The 1,379-nt window shown below is 71.6% G+C and carries 1 rRNA gene and 1 pseudogene; both read right to left on the bottom strand.

Features of this window, described 5'->3' with window-relative positions:
* Nucleotides 1-1,142, bottom strand: a pseudogene (locus ACFYW7_RS19285) (hypothetical protein); the annotation flags it as partial.
* A 145-nt stretch (nt 1,143-1,287) separates the two neighbouring features.
* Nucleotides 1,288-1,379, bottom strand: a 5S ribosomal RNA gene (gene rrf, locus ACFYW7_RS19280); the annotation flags it as partial.

Here is a 1,379-nt window from a genome sequence, read left to right as displayed (position 1 = left end):
GGCGGACGGTCCGCATCCCGACGGGGGCCACGGTCGTCGCGGTTGTCGTCGCGACGGAAACCGCCACCGCTGCCGGCACTGCCGCCGCGGTCGTCGCGACGGAAACCACCACCGCTACCGCCACGGTCGTCACGACGGAAACCGCCGCCACTGCCACCACTGCTGCCGCCACGGTCGTCGCGGCGGAAGCCACCGCGGTCGTCGTCACGGCGCGGGGTGCTGGGACGGTCGTCACGACGGAACGGCGGACGGTCCGCATCCCGACGGGGGCCACGGTCGTCGCGGTTGTCGTCGCGACGGAAACCGCCACCGCTGCCGGCACTGCCGCCGCGGTCGTCACGACGGAAACCACCGCGGTCGCCACCGCCACCACGGCTGTCATCGCGACGGAAACCGCCACCGCCACCGGAGCTCCCGCCACGGTCGTCACGACGGAACCCGCCACCGCTGCTGCCGCCGCGGTTGTCGTCACGACGGAAGCCACCGCCGCCACCGGAACCACTACCGCCACGGTCGTCGCGACGGAAACCGCCACCGCTGCCGGAACCACTGCCGCCACGATCGTCACGACGGAAACCGGCACCGGCACTGCCGCCACGGTCGTCGCGACGGAAGCCACCACCGCTGCCGGAACCACTGCCGCCACGATCGTCACGACGGAAACCGGCACCGGCACTGCCGCCACGGTCGTCGCGACGGAAGCCACCGCGGTCGCCACCGCCACCACGGTTGTCATCGCGACGGAACCCACCACCGCCACCGGAGCTCCCGCCACGGTCGTCACGACGGAACCCACCGCGGTCGTCATCACGGCGCGGGCTGCTGGGCCGGTCGTCGCGGTTGAACGCGGGACGGTCCCCGTCCCTGCGGTCGTCACGACGCGGCCCGCTGGGACGGTCGTCACGACGGAACGGCGGGCGGCCACCGCGATCGCCCTCACGTCGGTCGTCGCGTCCACGGGGGGCACCGCCACCGCGGTTGTCATCCCGTCCACGGTTGTCATCGCGACGGAAGCCGCCACGGTCACCGCCGCGGTCGTCGCGCCGGCCGGAGCCGCCTCGGTCGTTGTCTCGGCGTGGGCCCCCGCGGTAGTCACCGCGGTCACCACTGTCACGACGGCGCTCGTCGCGCTCCGGTCGATCGTCGGGAGAGTTGGTGGACATGGGTGACTCCTGTCTTCGGTACCGCAAGTCATTCTCGCGCAGCCGGGTACCCGGCGCGCTTCGGAAAAACAAAAAGGACCTCTAGCCCCAGCGAGTCGCTGGGACCAGAGGTCCTCCAAATTTTGTTCGGCGGCGTCCTACTCTCCCACAGGGTCCCCCCTGCAGTACCATCGGCGCTGTGAGGCTTAGCTTCCGGGTTCGGAATGTAACCGGGCG

The sequence above is a fragment of the Streptomyces sp. NPDC002580 genome (assembly GCF_042889485.1).
Classification (GTDB): Bacteria; Actinomycetota; Actinomycetes; order Streptomycetales; family Streptomycetaceae; genus Streptomyces.
Note: the sequence above shows the minus strand (reverse complement) of the source record. Positions and strands in the feature narration are given on the sequence as shown.